This window comes from Klebsiella sp. SYXHC3, assembly GCF_057196925.1.
On record NZ_JBXUNG010000001.1, the window covers coordinates 842,570 to 858,931 of the forward strand.

Annotated in this window: 14 protein-coding genes; 8 read left to right on the forward strand and 6 right to left on the reverse strand. The window is 58.2% G+C overall.

What is annotated here, in order from left to right:
* The 4 genes from AC2CGP_RS04155 (at nucleotide 1) to AC2CGP_RS04170 (ending at nucleotide 4,711) form a co-directional block, all read left to right on the forward strand.
* On the forward strand, nucleotides 1-1,179 hold the full coding sequence (locus AC2CGP_RS04155; RefSeq protein WP_072383761.1) for an ABC transporter substrate-binding protein: 1,179 nt from the start codon (nucleotides 1-3) through the stop codon (nucleotides 1,177-1,179).
* Nucleotides 1,152-2,684, forward strand: coding sequence for an ABC transporter permease family protein (locus tag AC2CGP_RS04160; RefSeq protein WP_484502285.1), 1,533 nt, complete (start codon nucleotides 1,152-1,154; stop codon nucleotides 2,682-2,684). The genes AC2CGP_RS04155 and AC2CGP_RS04160 overlap by 28 nt, the downstream gene beginning before the upstream one ends.
* A complete protein-coding gene (locus AC2CGP_RS04165) occupies nucleotides 2,684-3,328 on the forward strand; it encodes an ATP-binding cassette domain-containing protein (protein WP_032708309.1) in 645 nt (214 codons plus the stop codon). Before AC2CGP_RS04160 ends, AC2CGP_RS04165 begins: the two co-directional genes overlap by 1 nt.
* Before the next feature lie 75 nt (nucleotides 3,329-3,403).
* Nucleotides 3,404-4,711 (forward strand): sulfurtransferase, encoded by a 1,308-nt coding sequence (locus tag AC2CGP_RS04170; protein ID WP_032708310.1) that lies wholly within the window; start codon nucleotides 3,404-3,406, stop codon nucleotides 4,709-4,711.
* Between the two features lie 5 nt (nucleotides 4,712-4,716).
* On the opposite strand, the gene AC2CGP_RS04175 is transcribed toward AC2CGP_RS04170, so the two are convergent.
* The gene (locus AC2CGP_RS04175) at nucleotides 4,717-5,349 is read right to left on the reverse strand and encodes a CDP-alcohol phosphatidyltransferase family protein (RefSeq protein ID WP_020078548.1); all 633 of its coding nucleotides are present in this window, start codon (nucleotides 5,347-5,349) and stop codon (nucleotides 4,717-4,719) included.
* A 100-nt stretch (nucleotides 5,350-5,449) separates the two neighbouring features.
* Here AC2CGP_RS04175 and AC2CGP_RS04180 point away from each other — a divergent pair, with 100 nt between their 5' ends.
* Nucleotides 5,450-5,848, forward strand: coding sequence for a pyrimidine (deoxy)nucleoside triphosphate diphosphatase (locus AC2CGP_RS04180; protein WP_047079532.1), 399 nt, complete (start codon nucleotides 5,450-5,452; stop codon nucleotides 5,846-5,848).
* A 190-nt stretch (nucleotides 5,849-6,038) separates the two neighbouring features.
* A complete protein-coding gene (gdhA, locus tag AC2CGP_RS04185; protein ID WP_015705776.1) occupies nucleotides 6,039-7,382 on the forward strand; it encodes an NADP-specific glutamate dehydrogenase in 1,344 nt (447 codons plus the stop codon).
* A gap of 43 nt (nucleotides 7,383-7,425) precedes the next feature.
* Here the strand turns inward: gdhA and AC2CGP_RS04190 are convergent, their stop codons facing one another.
* The 4 genes from AC2CGP_RS04190 to selD all read right to left on the reverse strand — a co-directional run bounded on the left by AC2CGP_RS04190 (nucleotide 7,426) and on the right by selD (nucleotide 12,430).
* The gene (locus AC2CGP_RS04190; protein ID WP_108429350.1) at nucleotides 7,426-8,403 is read right to left on the reverse strand and encodes an NAD(P)H-quinone oxidoreductase; all 978 of its coding nucleotides are present in this window, start codon (nucleotides 8,401-8,403) and stop codon (nucleotides 7,426-7,428) included.
* A 24-nt stretch (nucleotides 8,404-8,427) separates the two neighbouring features.
* Entirely contained in the window at nucleotides 8,428-9,279 is an 852-nt protein-coding gene (hchA, locus tag AC2CGP_RS04195; RefSeq protein WP_213759725.1) for a glyoxalase III HchA, read from the reverse strand.
* Nucleotides 9,280-9,432: 153 nt separating this feature from the next.
* Nucleotides 9,433-11,382: a DNA topoisomerase III gene (locus AC2CGP_RS04200; protein WP_015705779.1), complete on the reverse strand. Its 1,950-nt coding sequence runs from the start codon at nucleotides 11,380-11,382 to the stop codon at nucleotides 9,433-9,435.
* A 4-nt stretch (nucleotides 11,383-11,386) separates the two neighbouring features.
* Nucleotides 11,387-12,430 carry a selenide, water dikinase SelD gene (selD, locus tag AC2CGP_RS04205; protein WP_045360482.1) on the reverse strand — a complete coding sequence of 348 codons (1,044 nt, stop codon included), beginning with the start codon at nucleotides 12,428-12,430 and terminating at the stop codon, nucleotides 11,387-11,389.
* A 226-nt stretch (nucleotides 12,431-12,656) separates the two neighbouring features.
* Here selD and phoC point away from each other — a divergent pair, with 226 nt between their 5' ends.
* Nucleotides 12,657-13,403, forward strand: a complete 747-nt coding sequence (phoC, locus tag AC2CGP_RS04210; RefSeq protein ID WP_015705781.1) for an acid phosphatase PhoC — start codon at nucleotides 12,657-12,659, stop codon at nucleotides 13,401-13,403.
* 283 nt (nucleotides 13,404-13,686) lie between these two features.
* Here the strand turns inward: phoC and AC2CGP_RS04215 are convergent, their stop codons facing one another.
* Entirely contained in the window at nucleotides 13,687-14,238 is a 552-nt protein-coding gene (locus tag AC2CGP_RS04215) for an NAD(P)H nitroreductase (RefSeq protein ID WP_015366154.1), read from the reverse strand.
* Between the two features lie 164 nt (nucleotides 14,239-14,402).
* On the opposite strand from AC2CGP_RS04215, the gene sppA reads away from it, so the two are divergent.
* Nucleotides 14,403-16,256 (forward strand): signal peptide peptidase SppA, encoded by a 1,854-nt coding sequence (sppA, locus tag AC2CGP_RS04220; protein WP_032708317.1) that lies wholly within the window; start codon nucleotides 14,403-14,405, stop codon nucleotides 16,254-16,256.
* Nucleotides 16,257-16,362: the final 106 nt, after the last annotated feature.

Here is a 16,362-nt window from a genome sequence, read left to right on the forward strand (position 1 = left end):
ATGCGCAGTCTGCGTTATTGTTTAATTTGGCTTGCCGCGCTGCTGCTGGCCCCGACTCTCGCCAACGCCGACGAGAGCTGGCAGAGCATCAGCCAGCAGGCGCGCGGCCAGACGGTGTGGTTCAACGCCTGGGGCGGCGACCCGGCGGTTAACCGCTACCTCGACTGGGTCAGCGCCGAGGTGAAACGGGATTACGCCGTCGATCTGCGTATTGTACATATCGCCGATGCCGCCGATGCGGTCAAGCGTATTCAGACCGAGGCGCGTGCCGGGCGTTCCCGCGGCGGTTCAATCGATTTATTGTGGGTTAATGGCGAGAATTTTCGCACATTGAAGCAGGCGAATTTACTGCGCAGCGACTGGGCCGAGAAGTTGCCTAACTGGCGCTACGTCGATACGCGAAAACCGGTTCGGGAAGATTTCTCCATTGCCACCGATGGCGCGGAATCCCCGTGGGGCGGCGCGCAGCTGACTTTTATCGCCCGCCGATCGCAGCTGGCTCAACCACCGAGCAGCGCACAGGCGCTACTGGCTTTCGCCACAGCGCATCCAGGCAGCGTCACCTATCCGCGGCCGCCGGATTTTACCGGCACCGCTTTCCTTGAGCAGTTGCTGGTTGCGTTGACCGATCGGCCGGAGGCCCTGCGCCAGCCGCCGCAGGAGACAAGTTTCGCCGAGGTGACCGCGCCGCTTTGGGACTATCTCGACAGGCTACACCCGCTGCTCTGGCGCCAGGGCCGCGATTTTCCGCTGTCGCCGGCGCGGATGGACGCGATGATGGCGCAAGGCACGCTACAACTATCGCTGACCTTCAATCCGCTGCATGCGCAGCAAAAAGCCGCCAGCGGCGAACTTCCGCCAGACAGTTATAGCTTCGGTTTTAAACAAGGGATGCTCGGCAACGTGCATTTTGTCGCCATCCCCGCCAACGCCCGCGCGACGGCGGGCGCACAGGTGGTGGCTAACTTCCTGCTGTCGCCGCAGGCTCAGCTACGCAAAGCCGATCCGCAGATCTGGGGCGATCCCAGCGTACTCGATCCCGAAAAACTCAACGACGCTCAGCGCGCCGCATTTTACGCCGTGCAGCCGAAAGCGACGCCGCCAATGCTGGCTGAACCGCACGCCGCCTGGGTTGACGCGCTGGAGCAGGAATGGTTGCGCCGCTACGGTACCCACTAATTGCGCTGACATGGGGAGCGATAGCGCTTATCTACCTCCCCCTGCTTCCCGCCGCCGCGCTGATGGCGATACCTGCCGTCGACGCCGCGGCCTGGCGGGCGCTATTTAGCGATCCGCAGTTGCCGCAGGCGCTGGCGGCGACGCTAGTCTCTACGCTGCTGGCGGTGAGCGGCGCGCTGTTCATCACCCTGACGGTGATTGGCGCGTTATGGCCAGCCGCCGGCTGGCAGCGCCTGGCGAGAAGATTACCGCTGCTGCTGGCAGTACCCCATGTGGCTTTCGCTACCGCCGCCCTGCTGCTATTTGCCGAAGGCGGCTGGCTGTATCGTCTGTTTCCCGCATTGAGCCCACCGGTCGATCGCTACGGTATCGGTCTGGGCCTGACGATGGCGGTCAAAGAGAGCGCGTTTTTACTGTGGGTGGCGTATGGCGTACTGAGTGAAAAACAGCTGGCGGCCCAAAGCGTAGTGATGAAAACCCTCGGCTACAACCGCTGGCAATGTCTGCAGTGGATTATTGTGCCGGCACTGCTGCCATCGATGAGCCTTGTTCTGCTGGCCACCGTCGCCTGGAGTTTGTCGGCGGTGGATGTCGCTTTGGTGATCGGTCCGGGAAATCCGCCAACGCTAGCGGTACTGGCGTGGCAGTGGCTTAATCAGGGCGATCCGCTGCAACAGGCGAAAGGCGCGCTGGCCAGCCTGCTGCTGCTGGCGTTCACGTTAATCTTCGCGGCCATCGCATCGGTAGGCTGGCGCCGTTGGCGGCAAACTATTCCCGCACTATGCGGCAAGCGCGCCGCCCCTGCCAACGCAACGACCGGACATATCCTGGCACAGGCGGTACCCGCCTGCGGTCTGGTTTGCGCGTTGTTGTTGGCTGGCATTTCACAATGGACGCAGCCAACGGCTGAGGCGATCGGCAACAGCCTCTGGCTGGCGTTAGGCGCCGCGATACTGGGGGCCGTGCTGTGTCTGCTGTGGCTGGAGTTCGGTCCCGCCAGATATAACGGACTATGGCTGCCATTAATCGTGCCGTCGCTGCCGCTTGCCGATGGTCAATATCAATTAGCGCTTGTGGGCTGGCTCGATGGTCAATTGATGACGGTATTATGGGGGCATCTGTTATGGGTCGTGCCATGGATGCTGTTTATCCTCTCCCCGGCGTGGCGTAATCTGGATCCACGGTTGCTATTGATTGCCCGTACGCTTGGCTGGCGGCGCGGACGCCTGTTCTGGTGGGTCAAACTGCCGTCAATGGCGCGACCGCTGCTTACCGCGCTGGCGGTCGGGTTTTCGGTGAGTATCGCGCAATATCTGCCGACCGTGTGGCTCGGCGGCGGACGGACGCCGACGTTGACCAGCGAAGCGGTCGCGCTGAGCAGCGGCGGCGACAGTACGCGGCTTGCCGCACAAGCGCTGTGGCAATTGCTGCTACCGGCGATCTGCTTTATGGTTACTGCGCTGATAGCCTGGTTTATAGGCCGTCGCCGCCGGGGATTACGCTAATGCTAACCGTTCACAACCTGACATTAACCCTCCACCGCCAACCGCTGTTGTGTGGGGTAAATTTTTCTGTCGCCCCCGGCGAGGTGTTGGCGCTGATGGGCCCTTCCGGCTGCGGTAAATCAACCCTTTTCGCCTGGATGATCGGCGCGCTTGCCGACACCTTTCGCGCCGAAGGTGAATTATGGCTCAACAAACGCCGCTGCGACGGGCTCGCCACTGAAGCGCGACGCATTGGCATCCTGTTTCAGGATGCACTACTGTTTGACCACTTCAGCGTGGGGCACAATTTACAGCTCGCCCTGCCCGCTGAGATCCGCGGCGCGGCGCGCCAGAGCGAAGTTGAGCAAGCGCTGGTGCGCGCTGGCATGCCGGGGTTCGCCTCGCGCGATCCGGCCACGCTCTCCGGCGGACAGCGCGCGCGCGTCAGCCTGCTGCGCGCCCTGCTGGCGAGGCCGCAAGCGCTACTGCTGGATGAACCTTTTAATCGCCTGGATGCAGAACTTCGCGCCGATTTTCGCCAGTGGGTGTTTGCGGAAATTGACCGGCTGGCAATCCCGGCGGTGCTGGTGACTCACGACAGCCAGGATCTCCCACCGGGCGGACGCTGTATTAATATTGCCGCCTGGCAGGCAAATTCCGCCTAACCTGCGTTATCGCAAAGAAATTCCCTTATCAGGAGCAGAGAATGAGCCCTCCTCTTTCTACCGTCGGGCATTTCGATGAAACGTGTTTCTCAATTGACCGCACTCGCCCTGCTCATGGGGCTTGCTGCTTCCTCTACTTTCGCCGCTGATACCATGCCAACGCTGGACTTTTCAACGCTGCAACAGCAGCACGGCGTAGCGATAGATACCCGCCTCAGCGCTTTCTATAACGGTTGGCCGCAAAGCGCCAACGGCCCACAGGGCCATGAACCGCAGGCGCTAAACCTCTCCGCTACCTGGCTTGGCGCAATGAGCGACGAACAACTGCGCGCATGGGCTACTCAGCACCGGCTGCAGGCCGATACGCCAATCGCGTTATACGGTGGCGCTGACGATAACGCCAGGGTTGCGGCGCGCCTGAAAGAAGCCGGATTCACCAAACTCAGCACGCTTAGCGACGCCTTCAGTCAGGGCGAGCGCCTGCAGAAGCTGCCGCACTTTGAGCAGCTGGTATATCCGCAGTGGATCCACGATTTACAGCAAGGTAAAACCGTTACCGCCGCCCCGCAGGGCGACTGGAAACTGTTTGAAGTGGCCTGGGGCGCGCCGAAATTTTATCTGCTGAATCACATTCCCGGCGCCGGTTATATCGATACCAATGAAGTGGAAAGCGAGCCGCTGTGGAACAAAGTGTCCGATGAACAGCTAAAAGCGATGCTGGCTAAACACGGTATTCGTCATGACACCACGGTGATTCTGTACGGCCGCGACGTCTACGCCGCCGCGCGCGTCGCGCAGATCATGCTGTATGCTGGGGTGAAAGATGTCCGCCTGCTCGACGGCGGTTGGAAAAGCTGGTCCGACGCGAATCTGCCGGTCGAGCGCGGCATGCCAGCGAAAGAAAAAACGGTGACGGATTTCGGCGCGCCGATCCCCGGTCAGCCGCAGTTAATGCTCGATACCGAACAGGCGCGTGGGTTACTACACCGCCAGGATGCGTCGCTGGTCAGCGTCCGTTCGTGGCCGGAATTTATCGGCACCACCAGCGGCTACAGCTACATCAAGCCGAAGGGCGATATTGCCGGCGCCCGCTGGGGCCATGCCGGCAGCGATTCCACCCATATGGAAGACTTCCATAATCCGGACGGCACGATGCGCAGCGCCGACGATATCGCGGCGATGTGGAAACAGTGGAACATTCTGCCCAACCAGCAGGTCTCGTTTTACTGTGGCACAGGCTGGCGCGCCTCAGAGACCTTCATGTACGCCAGAGCGATGGGCTGGAAAAACGTCTCCGTTTACGACGGCGGCTGGTACGAATGGAGCGGTAATCCGCAAAATCCGGTAGCCACCGGCGAACGCGGCCCGGACAGCAGCAAATAATCCGCCTACTGAGGGAGGTTGTGGCTTTGCGCCTCCCTCAGCGTCAGGTAGCCGCTCCAGATACGGGTGAAGGTCGTCAGCCAGCATAACGCGCCGAAACACCACGCCAGCCAGGTGAAGTGCGCCGGAAACAGGCAACACAGCACAAATAGCAGGATTGTCTCCGTTCCTTCAGTCAACCCGCCAAGATAATAAAATGATTTATGCGCATAGCCCGGATTGGCAATTTGATGCTTTGCCGCGAGTGTCGCAAACGCCAGGAAACTGCTGCCGGTGCCGATAAACGCAAACAGCAGCCAGCCGCCCGCCAGCGCATTTTGCGCCGGGTCGGCAACAATAAAACCGAACGGCACCAGCGCGTAAAACAAAAAATCGAGCGAGATATCCAGAAATCCGCCGGCGTCGGTGAGACCACGCCGCCGCGCCAGCGCGCCATCCAGGCCATCCAGCAACCGGTTCAGCACAATGGCCGCCAGCGCGGCGCCGTACCAGCCGAGCGCCAGAAACGGCAGCGCCAGCACGCCGATAGCAAAACCGAAAAGCGTCAGGCCGTCAGGGGAGATCCCCGGACGATCGAGCCCGCGGGCGATGGCATTCAGGACGGGCTTCAATCGGGGATGCAGGCGGCTATCAAGCACGGTGACGTTCCATCAGGCTAAAAGGTTGTCGGTACAGGGGAAAGACGGAGATAATACGCCATTATAAGCAAGGCCGGTATTTGAATGATTCAGGACAACTATGCAAAAAATCATTGATGTTGTCGCCGCGATTATCGAACGCGACGGTAAAATCCTGCTGGCGCAGCGCCCGCCGCATGCCGATCAGCCTGGGCTGTGGGAGTTCGCCGGCGGCAAAGTCGAACATGGCGAAAGCCAGCCGCAGGCGTTAGCGCGCGAACTGGAAGAGGAGTTGGCTATCGTTGCGAGGCCAACCCGCTATATCGCCAGCCATCAACGGGAAGTCTCCGGACGTTTGATCCACCTGCATGCCTGGTGGATTGGCGAGTTTAGCGGTGAACCGGTCGCTCATTACCATAGCGAACTGCGCTGGTGTACGCCGTCGCAAGCATTAGAATTTGATCTGGCGTCGGCGGATATTCCTCTGCTGAATGCCTTTATCGCTCAACAGGCAGGTTAGTTTCGCCTCCCATCTTCGGCCTGGGTCATCGTTTTTAGTTATGACCCTTGTCGGATTATAAATTTTTCTCCGCGCTCAATTTTTCCTTGTCAGCCTAACTATTTCCGGTGTTATAGTCGGAAAATCGGCTTTTTCAAGGCCGTGTATAAAAAATAACAAGCAACCACAACCGTAAGGGGAAATTACATCTATGGATCAGGCGTGTACTCTGGAAAGTTTTCTCGCCCGCGTTCAACAGCGCGACCCGCATCAAACTGAATTCGCCCAAGCCGTCCGCGAAGTGATGACCACTCTGTGGCCGTTCCTTGAACAGAATCCGCGCTATCGTCAGCTCAATTTGCTGGAACGCCTGGTCGAACCGGAGCGCGTCATCCAGTTCCGCGTCGTCTGGGTTGACGATCGCAATCAGGTGCAGGTTAACCGCGCCTGGCGCGTGCAGTTCAACTCCGCGATTGGCCCATACAAAGGCGGCATGCGCTTCCACCCGTCGGTCAACCTGTCGATCCTTAAGTTCCTGGGCTTCGAACAGACCTTCAAAAACGCCCTCACCACGCTGCCGATGGGCGGCGGTAAAGGCGGCAGCGATTTCGACCCGAAAGGTAAAAGCGACGGCGAAGTGATGCGCTTCTGCCAGGCCTTGATGACGGAACTGTATCGTCACCTCGGCCCGGACACCGACGTTCCGGCGGGCGACATCGGCGTTGGCGGCCGCGAAGTCGGCTTTATGGCCGGCATGATGCGCAAGCTTTCCAACAATAGCGCCTGCGTCTTCACCGGCAAAGGTCTCTCCTTCGGCGGCAGTCTCATCCGCCCGGAGGCTACCGGTTACGGTCTGGTTTACTTTACAGAAGCGATGCTCAAGCGCCACGGTCTGGGCTTCGAAGGGATGCGCGTCGCGGTATCCGGATCCGGCAACGTGGCGCAGTTCGCCATTGAGAAAGCCATGGAATTCGGCGCGCGCGTCATTACCGCTTCCGATTCCAACGGTACGGTGGTAGACGAAGCCGGCTTCACTAAAGAAAAACTGGCCCGTCTGATCGACATTAAAGAGCGCAGCCACGGTCGCGTTGCCGATTACGCGCGCGAATTCGGTCTGACCTACCTCGAAGGCCAGCAGCCGTGGTCAGTGCCGGTAGATATTGCGCTGCCGTGCGCGACCCAGAACGAACTGGACGTCGATGCCGCGCAAATGCTGATCGCCAATGGCGTTAAAGCGGTTGCCGAAGGCGCCAACATGCCCACCACCATTGCCGCCACCGATCTGTTCCTCGATGCTGGCGTGCTGTTCGCGCCGGGCAAAGCTGCCAACGCCGGCGGCGTCGCCACATCCGGCCTTGAAATGGCGCAAAACGCCGCGCGTATGGGCTGGAAAGCGGAGAAAGTAGATGCGCGTTTGCATCACATCATGTTGGATATTCACCACGCCTGCGTCGAATACGGCGGTGAAGAGAAGCAGACCAACTATGTCCGCGGCGCCAATATCGCCGGCTTCGTCAAGGTCGCTGACGCCATGCTGGCGCAGGGTGTAATTTAATCTGTGTCTTTATCCCCGACGCCCGGCGTCGGGGATATCAACGCTACTCCATGGTAATCACCACTTTCCCCAGGTGATTACCGCTATCGAGGCAGGCATGCGCATGCGCGATTTCAGCCATCGGATAGCTGGCGTAAATCAGCGGTTTACATTTACCCTGCGACAGCAGCGGCCAGACATGGTGCTGTAGCGCCTGAGCGATCTGCCTTTTTTCTTCCGCGCTTCGTCCGCGCATCGTTGAACCGGTCACGGTCGCGCGCTTGAGCATCAAGGTTTGAATATCAACATCATGGGCGATTCGCCCGCCCATAAAGCCGATAATCACCAGCCGCCCATCTCGCTTCAGTAGTTCCAGATTACGATTAAAATAGGGGCCACCCACGATATCGAGAATAACGTCGACGCCTTTACCATCGGTCAGTTGATTGATTTTCTCGGCGAAATCATCGGTTTTGTAATTGATAGCCGTGGCAAAAGGACGCAACGCCGCCACTTTTTCTTCCTGCCCAACGGTGGTATAGACTTTCATACCTAACTCATGACACAGCAGGATCGCCGTTGTCCCGATGCCGCTGGCCCCGCCGTGAATCAGCACGCTTTCATGAGGTTGCGCCCTGCCCAGCTGAAACAGGTTGGCCCACACGGTAAAGAAAGTTTCAGGTATCGCCGCCGCTTCGCTAAAACTCAGCCCAGGCGGTATTGGCAACGTTTGCCCCGCCGGTACCGCGCAATACTCCGCATAGCCGCCACCGTTGGTCAGGGCGCAAACCTTATCGCCGGGATGAAAATCCGTCACCTGCGCTCCTACCGCCACAACCACTCCAGCGACTTCCAGCCCCGGTATCGGCGTTACCCCTTCCGGCATCGGATAAACGCCCTGCCGCTGTAAGATATCCGGCCGATTGACGCCAGCGGCTTTCACCTGGATCAGGACGTCGTTATCACCAACCGAAGGGATGTCGCCTTCACCAATCTGAAGAACCTCCGGGCCGCCCGGGTGACTAATTGAGATATATTTCACTGCTCCCCCCTCATCAGATTGCTGTTACTTTGCATATTCGTCGAGCAACGCTTGTGCCGCCAGTTGACCGAGCGCATTTGCCGCAAAAGGACTGTCCCCGGTCAGCACTTTACGATCCTGATGCACACGACCTTTAATATCGCTGTTTACGATTTCCAGCCCCATCGCTTTCAGCGCTTCGCCAAAATACCAGGTCAGGTGACCGGGCATATAGCCGATATCCGGCGTTTGTTTATCGGCTGCATCCGGAAACGCGCAAATGGCATAACCGTTTAACGGATTCTCCCCATGACGTAACGCGAGAAACGCCGCCGGGCCGTGACAGAGCGAAATCACAAACCGATCGTGCCGCAGCGCCCAGCGCAGCGTTTCAGCGACGGCTTCGCTCTCCGGCAGGCCGATAAGCGCACCGTGGCCGCCGGGAATAAATACCGCCGCATAGTCGCTATCAGCATCCAGCTGCCCCACAACATTTGAAAGCGCCAGCGGCTGGCGGAACTGCGGCAGATAACGCTCGAAGAACGGCATAATCTTTTGGTCTTCGCGCGGCATCGCCCAGTATTCGAACTTGGCCATTTGCCCGGAGAGCGTCGCAATATCAAAATCGAAACCTGCGGCGTGCAGATGGTACATCGGCAGCAGCGTCTCTACCGGATGATTACCGGTCGAAAAGAGCGCGCCGTTATCGGTAGGCAGATAACGTTCATCGGCGGCGATAACCAGCACTTTTCGCTGTCCATTATAGCGCCGCGTGTAATCAGCGCCGCTAAGGTCAGACACCGGGCTGGTAAACTGACTAAGGGAGTAGGCTGAAGGGAAAAAAGCATTCTCTTCAGCGTGGTCAACTTGCGGTTGTTTACTGATTTGTTCGCTCATCATCTTTTCCTTTTCATCCCTTCTTTAACATCAATAACCCTATTTTAGAGCAGGGAGGCGGAAATGATATGTGGGAAAACCCTCATCCGGGTTAAGCGCCCTCAGGCGGAAGTGCATTTTAGCTAAGCCCCTCGTGGCGAGGGGCGAAGAAAATTATTGCGGACTTTCCGGCGCGATGTCCGCCTCCGGCTTTTTCCCTTTCGGCTTGCCTTTCCCTTTACTAAACGACTTTTTCGCTCCGCCTGGCGCGACCAGCCCGCGGAACTGGCGCACCGGCGTGCTCCGCGCCTGATCGATAAGCTGGAACAGCGTCCCCACCAGCGGCTGCATAAAGTCCTGATAGCGGCACTGTTTTTCGCTGATTTGCGTCAATACCGATTCCCAGTGGGCGGTCATATCCGGGCGCGCGGCCATTTCCGGCAGAGAATGGATTAGCGCCCGACCGGCATCCGATGAGTGGATATAGCGCCCCTTTTTATTCAGGAAACCGCGCTTAAACAGCAGCTCAATAATCCCGGCGCGGGTCGCTTCCGTCCCCAGACCGTCGGTTGCGCGGAGGATCTTTTTCAGTTCTTTATCCTGCACAAAGCGGGCAATACCGGTCATCGCCGACAGTAACGTCGCGTCGGTAAAGTGGCGCGGCGGCTGGGTTTGTCGCTCCACCACTTCACCTTTTTCGCACAATAGCTCATCGCCTTTGGCGACCACCGGCAGCGGCGTACCGTCGTTCTCTTCGTCGCGCTCTTTGTTACCAAGCAGCGCGCGCCAGCCCGCTTCGGCGAGGAAGCGCGCCTTGGCGACAAATTTGCCGTTAGCAATATCCAGGTCAATCTGGCACTTGCGGAACACCGCATCCGGGCAGAACTGCATCAGATACTGACGAGCGATCAGGTTGTATACCTTCTCTTCGTTATCGTTGAGTTTGACCTGACTGCTGCGCGCGGTCGGGATAATGGCGTGGTGCGCATCGACCTTTTTATCATCCCAACAGCGGTTGCGGATCTCCGGATCCATCACCGGCTGCGGCAGCAGATCCGGCGCATGGACGCTAATCGCATTCAGTACCGCATGGCGGCCGGCAAAATGTTCCTCCGGCAGGTAGCGGCTATCCGAGCGCGGATAGGTAATCAGTTTGTGGGTCTCATACAGCTTCTGGCAGATATCCAGCACGTTCTGGGCGCTGAAGCCGAAACGTTTGGCCGCTTCGATCTGTAACGCCGACAGTGAAAACGGTAGCGGCGCCGGTTCGGAATCGCGCTTATCGTTATAGCCGGTCACGATTGCCGGCTGGCCTTCAATGCGTTTAACCACATGCTCGGCCAGCGGGCGATGCAGTAAACGCCCCTCTTCATCCTGATAGGGTTCGCAGGCTTCGCTCGGCACCCAGGTGGCGATAAACCGCTCGTCTTGCGGCGTGACAATATGCGCTTTGACGTCAAAGAAATCTTTGGCGACGAAGTTCTCGATCTCTTCATCGCGACGCACCACCAGCCCCAACACCGGCGTCTGTACGCGACCAACCGACAACACTCCCTGATAGCCGGCATTACGCCCGAGAATGGTGTAGGCGCGGGTCATGTTGATACCATACAGCCAGTCGGCGCGAGCGCGGGCCAGCGCCGACACACACAGCGGGACAAACTCGCTATTCGCGCGCAGGCGGTTAATCGCCCGCTCAACCGCCTGTGGGTTGAGGTCGTTAATCAGGCAACGCTGCACCTGCTGGCGCTTTTCCGGCGCCAGCTGCAGGTAGTCCAGCACCTCATCGACCAGCAGTTGCCCTTCTCTATCCGGGTCGCCCGCGTGAACCACTTCCTGCGCCTCGCCAAGCAGGCGCTTGATGACGTTCAGCTGTTTCGTGACCGACGGTTTTGGTTGCAGTTGCCACTTTTCCGGAACGATAGGTAGATCGAGCAGGTTCCAGCGCGCGTAGCGTCCGTCGTAAACATCCGGCTGCGCCTGCTCCAGCAGGTGACCGATACACCAGGTGACCACCTGCCCGTTGCCGCACTCAATAAAGCCATCGCCTTTGCGATGCGGTTTCGGCAACACATCGGCGATAGCGCGACCGAGACTCGGTTTTTCTGCAATAAACAACCGCATCTAATCAACGGATCTCGATCATTGGACGCCCGCCGCGGGCGGTTACCAGCTCGCCAATGGCGGCAAGCTTAATGCCAAATTCCGCGGCAGCGGCCTGGACTTCGGCTTCTGCTTCCGGCGTGACCGCCAGCAGCAGGCCGCCGGAAGTTTGCGGATCGCACAGCAGATCGCGCCATTCCGCCGGCATCTCGCCCATCAAATGACCGTAGCTGGCAAAGTTGCGTCCGGTGCCGCCCGGCACCGCCCCGGCGGCAATGTAAGCTTCAACGCCCGGGAGTTTAGGGATATCGGCGTAGTTTAGTTGCGCCTGAACGCCCGCGCCGCGGCAGACTTCGCTGAGATGCCCCAGCAGGCCGAAACCGGTGACGTCGGTCATCGCTTTTACCCCTTCGATATTGGCAAATGCGGCGCCGGCAAGGTTCATCTGGCACATGGTTTCCGTCGCCAGCCCTTGATGTTCCGGCTTCAGCAACGATTTCTTCTCGGCGGTAGTCAGCACGCCAATACCCAGTGGTTTGGTCAGATACAGCTTGCAGCCCGCCTGCGCGGTGCTGTTTTTCTTGATACGTTCGGTTGGCACCACGCCAGTCACCGCGAGCCCGAAAATCGGTTCCGGCGCATCGATGGAGTGACCGCCGGCCAGCGCAATCCCGGCCTGCTGGCAGGCAAAACGCCCGCCTTCAACCACTTCGCGAGCAATCTCCGGCGCCAGCGTGTTGATTGGCCAGCCAAGTATCGCAATCGCCATAATCGGTTTGCCGCCCATCGCGAAAATGTCGCTGATGGCGTTAGTCGCCGCGATACGGCCAAAATCAAAAGGATTATCGACGATCGGCATGAAAAAATCGGTGGTGCTGATGATCGACGTCCCGTTACCCAGATCGTAGACCGCCGCATCGTCGCTGGTTTCGTTGCCGACAAGCAGGTTCGGGTCGACAAACTTCGCCTGCTCGCTATGCAGAATGGTTTCCAGCACTTTAGGGGAAATTTTACAACCGCAACCGGCTCCGTGGCTGTATTGCGTTAAACGAATAGCTTGCTCGCTCATGGACATCTCCTGTCATTGCAATCCCGCTATGGTAGCGCCCAAACGGCAAGGTGATAAGTGCGACAGTCCGAAATCGCGAGTGGTTGCTCATTAAGCAGACAAATATGCGTTTTTGCGATACCGAACAATTTTTTCAATGTGATTTTAACTTTTACTTACAGATGACAAAAATGTGACTAAAAACAAAACCATTGTTCTGGACATATAACACCGTAAGGAAATGTAGATGAAAAAGCGCGTTCTCGCCCTCTGCCTCGCCAGCCTGTTTTCCGTTAACGCTTTCGCGCTGGTCCCTGCCGGCAATGATGCAACCACCAAACCGGATCTCTATTATCTGAAAAATGCACAGGCCATCGATAGTCTGGCGCTGTTGCCGCCGCCGCCGGAAGTTGGCAGCATCGCATTTTTAAACGATCAGGCGATGTATGAGAAAGGACGGCTGTTGCGCAATACCGAACGTGGCAAGCTGGCGGCTGAAGATGCTAACCTGAGCGCCGGCGGCGTCGCGAATGCCTTCTCCAGCGCTTTTGGTTCGCCCATCACCGAAAAAGACGCGCCGCAGTTACATAAGCTGCTGACAAATATGATTGAGGATGCCGGCGATCTGGCCACCCGCAGCGCGAAAGAGAAATATATGCGCATTCGCCCGTTTGCGTTCTACGGCGTTTCAACCTGTAACACTACCGAGCAGGACAAGCTGTCGAAAAACGGATCTTACCCTTCCGGCCATACCTCTATCGGTTGGGCAACCGCGCTGGTACTGGCGGAGATCAATCCGCAGCGGCAAAACGAAATTCTCAAACGCGGCTATGAGTTGGGCGAAAGCCGGGTTATCTGCGGCTATCATTGGCAGAGCGACGTCGATGCGGCGCGGATAGTCGGCTCGGCGGTGGTGGCGACCCTGCATACCAACCCGGCCTTCCAACAGCAGTTGCAGAAAGCAAAGGATGAATTCGCCAAAACGCAGAAGTAACGTCATCGCCCTTGCATTCCCGGAGGCGGCGCTTAACGCGCCTTCTCCGGGCTACCAAATCGCAAAACGCTGTAGCCCCGGTAAGCGGCAGCGCCAGTAGTTTCAGCCAGCATGGTGAATAAATTAAAGGCAGGCCGCACGGACCGTGGATACTGTTATCGGTTTGCAACTTTTTTAAGGTTTTTTCCCGGAGGCGGCGCGCTGCGCCTTCTCCGGGCTACTAAATCGCACAGCGCTGTAGCCCCGGTAAGCGCCAGCGCCATCCGGCGTAACAAGCACTGACTCAGAAGCGCGTGACGAACGGCGCGGTATCCGGGCGCGTAAACGTGGTTGATGCTTTTAACTGCGGCGTGCCAAGGTAGAGGAAACCGACAATTTTGTCCTGTTCGCGGCAGCCAAAGCCTTCGCGGACAACCGGACTCTCGGTTAACGCACCGCTACGCCAGATACCGTTATAGCCCTGCGCCACTGCGGCCATTTGCATCGCCATCACCGCACATCCTGCGGACATCTCCTGTTCCCACAGCGGTACCTTCGGATGTTCTTCGCAGCGTGCGACTACCGCGATAATCAACGGCGCACGGAACGGCGCATTACGTGCTTTTTCAATGGCTTTTTCATCCTGCCCGGCGGCCATCGCCCCTTTTTCCAGCAGTTGGCTAAAGCGTTCGCGGCCATCATCGGCAATAATAAAGAACCGCCACGGTTGTAACGTGCCGTGATCCGGCGCACGCATCCCCGCGTGAAGGATATTTTCCAGCTGTTCACCAGCCGGAGCCGGATCGGTCAGGCGCGACGCGCTGCGGCGATTTACCAGTAGTTCGAGAGCATCCATCTGTGTAACTCCTGTGATGTCATTTTGCATAAAATTAACATGCGCATGGATTTTGTTACAGCCCGATGGGTGATTCCTGCTGACAAGCGTCGGCACTCTCTTTAGGATAGCCAGACGCGGCAGCCCCTGCGGCTGACCCATCATCAAAATATTAGGGAGAATACATGCGAACCCTTTGGCGATTTCTTGCCGGATTTTTTAAATGGACATGGCGAATACTCAATTTCATTCGCCAATTCGCGCTGAACCTGGTGTTCCTGGTGTTAGTGCTGATTTGCGTCGGCATCTGGGCACAGTTTAGCAGCAGCACCGCGGAACATACCGCACGCGGCGCGCTGCTGATGGACATCACCGGCGTGGTCGTTGATAAGCCTTCCGCCAGCAGCAAGCTCGGGGTCATCGGCCGCCAGCTGTTCGGCGCCAGTTCCGATCGTCTGCAGGAGAACTCGCTGTTCGATATCGTACAGACGATTCGCCAGGCGAAAGACGACCGTAATATCACCGGTATCGTACTGGATCTGAAAAACTTCGTCGGCGGCGATCAGCCCTCGATGCAGTATATCGGTAAAGCGCTACGCGAGTTCCGCGACAGCGGTAAACCGGTATATGCCGTTGGCAGCAGCTACACCCAGGGACAATACTATCTGGCGAGTTTCGCCAATAAAATTTGGCTCTCGCCGCAGGGTGAAGTCGACCTGCACGGCTTTGCCACCAACGGCCTGTATTACAAGTCGCTGCTGGATAAACTGAAAGTCTCGACCCACGTTTTCCGCGTCGGTACTTACAAATCCGCCGTCGAGCCATTTATTCGCGACGACATGTCGCCGGCTGCGCGTGAAGCGGACAGCCGTTGGATCGGCGAACTGTGGCAGAACTATCTCAACACCATTGCCGCTAACCGCCAGATCACCGCGCAGCAGCTGTTCCCCGGCGCTCAGGGCGTGATCGACGGCCTGCGTAAAGTTGATGGCGATACCGCGAAATACGCGCTGGATAACAAGCTGGTCGACGAGCTGGCCACCTCGACGGAAGTGGAAAAAGCGCTGACTAAGCAGTTTGGCTGGAGCAAAGCGGATAACAACTATCGCGCCATCAGCTACTACGATTACAACGTCAAAGCGCCAACTGAACAGGGTTCGGCGGTTGCGGTTATCTTTGCTAATGGCGCCATCATGGACGGTGAGGAAACGCCGGGTAACGTCGGCGGCGACACCACCGCGGCGCAAATCCGCGACGCGCGCCTGGATCCGAAAGTAAAAGCGATCGTCCTGCGCGTCAACAGCCCGGGCGGCAGCGTCAGCGCCTCGGAGGTCATCCGCGAAGAGCTGGCGGCGGCGAAAGCGGCGGGTAAACCGGTGGTGGTCTCAATGGGCGGCATGGCGGCATCCGGCGGTTACTGGATCTCCACCCCGGCGGATTACATCGTGGCGAACCCGAGCACCCTCACCGGCTCCATCGGTATCTTCGGCGTGATTAACACGGTGGAAAATACGCTCGGTTCGATTGGCGTTCATACCGATGGCGTCGCCACTTCGCCACTGGCCGATGTCTCAACCACCAAATCGCTACCGCCGGAAGTGCAGCAGTTAATACAGCTGAGCATCGAAAATGGCTATAAGCGCTTTATCACCCTGGTGGCTAATGCGCGTAAGAGCACGCCGGAGAAGATTGACCAAATCGCGCAAGGCCACGTCTGGACCGGTGAAGACGCCAAGGCCAATGGTCTGGTAGATAGCCTCGGCGATTTCGACGATGCGGTGGCGAAAGCCGCGGAGCTGGCGAAACTGAAACAGTGGCATATCACCTGGTACCAGGAAGAACCCACGTTCTTCGCGATGGTGATGGATAGCCTGACCGGTTCAGTGCGCGCGGCTCTGCCGGCCGCGATTCAAGCATACCTGCCTGCGCCGGTTGTGGCAGCCGCGGACGTTGTGAAAACGGAAAGCGATAAACTGGCGGCATTTAACGATCCGCAGAATCGCTATGCCTTCTGTCTGACCTGCGCCAATATTCGTTAATCCCCCGTCTGCCCCCGCCGTGGGGCAGCGTTTCAACGACATTAAATTCAAGCGCTTCTCTGCAACTCCCAGGGTTAGCGCTTTATTTTTTTGCCTGCCACTTTAT